This is a genomic window from Pasteurella bettyae CCUG 2042, from assembly GCF_000262245.1.
Taxonomy (GTDB): Bacteria; Pseudomonadota; Gammaproteobacteria; order Enterobacterales; family Pasteurellaceae; genus Basfia; species Basfia bettyae.
Window position 1 is genome coordinate 1 of the sequence record NZ_AJSX01000042.1, and the last position, 3,240, is coordinate 3,240.

4 protein-coding genes and 1 pseudogene are annotated in these 3,240 nt (G+C 40.5%); all 5 read left to right on the forward strand.

The window, feature by feature from the left end; all coding sequences use genetic code 11:
- Positions 1 to 292 precede the first annotated feature (292 nt).
- Positions 293 to 1,537: a coiled-coil domain-containing protein gene (locus tag HMPREF1052_RS11550; protein WP_231284635.1), complete on the forward strand. Its 1,245-nt coding sequence runs from the start codon at positions 293 to 295 to the stop codon at positions 1,535 to 1,537.
- 1 nt (position 1,538) lies between these two features.
- Positions 1,539 to 1,955, forward strand: coding sequence for a hypothetical protein (locus HMPREF1052_RS10975; protein WP_050954459.1), 417 nt, complete (start codon positions 1,539 to 1,541; stop codon positions 1,953 to 1,955).
- Positions 1,948 to 2,283: a hypothetical protein gene (locus HMPREF1052_RS09770; protein WP_005761625.1), complete on the forward strand. Its 336-nt coding sequence runs from the start codon at positions 1,948 to 1,950 to the stop codon at positions 2,281 to 2,283. Before HMPREF1052_RS10975 ends, HMPREF1052_RS09770 begins: the two co-directional genes overlap by 8 nt.
- Positions 2,284 to 2,411: 128 nt before the next feature.
- Positions 2,412 to 2,678, forward strand: coding sequence for a hypothetical protein (locus tag HMPREF1052_RS09775; protein ID WP_005761628.1), 267 nt, complete (start codon positions 2,412 to 2,414; stop codon positions 2,676 to 2,678).
- A 99-nt stretch (positions 2,679 to 2,777) separates the two neighbouring features.
- Positions 2,778 to 3,240, forward strand: a pseudogene (locus HMPREF1052_RS09780) (hemagglutinin repeat-containing protein); the annotation flags it as partial.

Consider the following 3,240-nt stretch of genomic DNA (forward strand, 5'->3'; position numbering starts at 1 on the left):
TTCGGATTATGCCAGTGTGAAAACACAGGCGGGAATTTTTGCGGATGAAGGTGGTTGCGACATCAACATCGCCAAACACACGGAGCTCACCGGCGGTTTAATCACTTCAACAGAAAAAGCGGAAGCGGAAAACCGAAACAGTTTTAGTTCTGGGACACTCAATGCAACCAACCTAAACAATCACGCCAATTACAAAGGTAGCAGTTTCGGTATAAGCGGAAGTGTTGCTGCAAACTTTGACACTCCGTTTGGCAACAGCAAAACGGGCATAGCCCAAAGCAATAAGCAGGCGGTGAATGAAAAAGGCGAGAAGCTCTACATCAATCAAAATGGGGAAGAAACGACAAAAGCCGAAACGGACGGTAATGCGAACAAAGCCAAACTGGCAAGTGGCTGGGCTTCTTTACAAACAGGGTTAAATGTGGGGTTTGGCTCGGATGAAGATAGCCAATCTAGCCAAACCGTCTCGGGGATTAATACGAAAAATATTACTATCCGAGACGAACAGGGGCAGCTTGACAGAACGGGCAAAACCGCAGAACAAATTAAAGCGGAAGTCAAAACTGATATTACGACAGATACAGCAGAACGCCGTTCAGGGAAATTGGAAAATAAATTTGATAAGGAGAAAGTACTCAAAGAAATTCAAACGCAAGTGAGCGTAACCAAAGACTTTTTGGATAATGCTCAAAAAGCAAAAGACAAGGTGATTGATTATTATCAAGAACCGAAACGTAAAGAACTGAGGGATGCAATTACCGATTACCATAATGCCAATGTGGAGGAGAAAGACCAATATAAAGCAAAAATCGATGAACTGATTAAGGATATTTACACATTAGAACATATTCGTACTGGTTTAGATCTTGCAACAGGGCTTGTTGCTGGAGCTCCGAAAGTGATGTCTGCAAGCACATTGATTTCCGTGCTTGATACGGAAAGCAGACGGGAATCACTTAATAATTCTCTGCTAGCAGCCCCTGTTGAAGATATAAATGATGGTGGAAAATTATATAGTAATGTGGGGCATAATTCAGGTGCGTTTGACGGAATAAAGCTCGGTGGCGTACGAATGAATTACGGTATTATTTGCGGAGCGGATAATTCACGGTGCGAAACCGATGAACGAGGAAACCTTATGCCAAATGAAAAAGGACATATTGTTTATAAAGGCGATTCAGGTATATATCCTACTTATCCTACAGTTGCTAAGTTACTAGAGGATAGAAATGTTTCTGGTAAATTATTTGGTGCGACAGGTGGCTTCCAAGCAACGGGAGGCGAAATATTCGGTATTAAATATAAATCGGGTTCATTCTTGGATAAATTGGTAGAAACCTATGGGGGGCAACATGACCTAGTCGGAGGACAATGGCTTTTTTATGATAAAGACGGAAATGGAAACCGTAACTTTACGCCAAATCAAGAAAAATGGGCTGATCGTTTTTCTGTCGCAGCAGTTCTGGCTGTTACACCGACAACAGTACCACATGCTTTGCCGTTAGAAGTCAGATTTCTTCTGTTTGGAGTAAGATAATATGAAAAGATTGATTTTTCTTTTATTCCTTAGCGGTTGCTATTCATTCAAAGACGACTGTTACCACGGGATGACGACCATTTGTAATGGTGAAGCTTATCCCGCCATAGCTCATTATCAAAAGCCGAATAGTTTGGGTAAAACTGACACTAGACAGCGTTGGATAGACATTGAAAACTGTAATGGCTATCGTGTTGAAACAAATTATAAACTGGCGAAAGTTGGTGAACGAGATGGCTATCGCCCTACTAAAAATTATATTGGGGTGGAAGTAAAAGGAGCTATAGATAGAAATGGGAAACTTATTCCCTCTGTTATACATGCATTTCAAAATTGTATGAAAAGCAAGGGTTATGTATTTATAGAAGATTGCGGAAGAAAAGGATCTACAACAGATAAAAGTATCTGCAATGAGTAAGAATAAACTGAAGGATAAGGAGATTTTTGGCAAATTATTTGGTGCAATAGATAGCCTTCAAGCAACGGAAAGCGAAATATTCGGTATTAAATATAAACTGGGAACATTCTTGGATAAATTAACAGAAATCTATGCGGGACAGCATGATTTAGTTGGGGGACAATTATTTTTCTATGATGATCAAGGAAATGGGAATAGAAATTTAACCGAACGTCAGTCATTTTGGCTCGATCGAGCTTCTGAAGCCGCTGTTTTAGGAGTAACACCAACTACAGTTCCCCACGATTTACCATTAGAAATTAGATTTATTTTATTTGGTGTGAGGTAGAAAAATGAAAATACTGATTATTAATTTTTTTTATATTCCTATTAAATGGTTGCTTTATTTACTCTCCGAAAAATGGCTGTATTTATGGATTAACTTCAACTCAATGCTTTGGTGAAAAATATCCTATTATGGCTCACTATCAGAAACCATATAGTTTGGGTAAAACTAATGTAGAACAACGTTGGAAAGATGTCGTTGATTGTGGTGGAACTTTTGGAGATAAGCACATAAAAGATATTTGGCAACGACAAGTCTTTTCAGACAAAGGAGGCAATCCTAATGATAGATATATATATGATAAATTTGAAATCTGTATGAAAAAAAAAGGATACATTTATCTTAATGAGTGCGGCAGAAAGAACTCTAAAACCGATAAAGGTGTCTGCAATGAGTAAAAAACAAACTGAAGGATAAGGAGATTTTCGGCAAATTATTTGATGTGTTCAGTGGTTTCCAAGCAAGTAATAGCGGCAGTGAATTTAGGGACTGAGGAGATGAATGCGGTGGATAGCCTGAGTAATGTTGCCTATGCGGTTGCAGATTGCTCAACAACTGGTGGATCGGTTGGTGTACGCCTCGCTTATGGGAAACAAAAATCGGTTCAAACCCAATGTGCCGGCAAAGACGCTACCCTCTCTATTACGGGGTCAGATGTTGCGGGCTTAGGCGGCACCCACTTAAAAGCGGAGGGCGACATCAATATTGAAGCGGCAGATGAAAACCACTTGGAACGCAGCAAAAACCAATCCAGCGGATTTAATGTGGGGTGGCGATTCAATTTGGGAACGGGGTATCGGCAGGCATTACCGCTGGCGGCAATGTGGCAAAAGGCTATGGCAATGGCGAAAGCCAAGCATGGGTAGCCAGTCAAGTAGGTAGCCAAAACAGCCAAACCATAATTGAAAGCACGGCGGATACTGCCATTAAAGGAAGCCAAGTGAAAGGCAACCAAATCAA

What these genes read in the sequence shown, in the direction of transcription:
- HMPREF1052_RS10975 (WP_050954459.1), top strand. Translation starts at nt 1,539, where the DNA reads ATGAAAAGATTGATTTTTCTTTTATTCCTTAGCGGTTGCTATTCATTC.
- HMPREF1052_RS09770 (WP_005761625.1), top strand. Translation starts at nt 1,948, where the DNA reads ATGAGTAAGAATAAACTGAAGGATAAGGAGATTTTTGGCAAATTATTT.
- HMPREF1052_RS09775 (WP_005761628.1), top strand. Translation starts at nt 2,412, where the DNA reads ATGGCTCACTATCAGAAACCATATAGTTTGGGTAAAACTAATGTAGAA.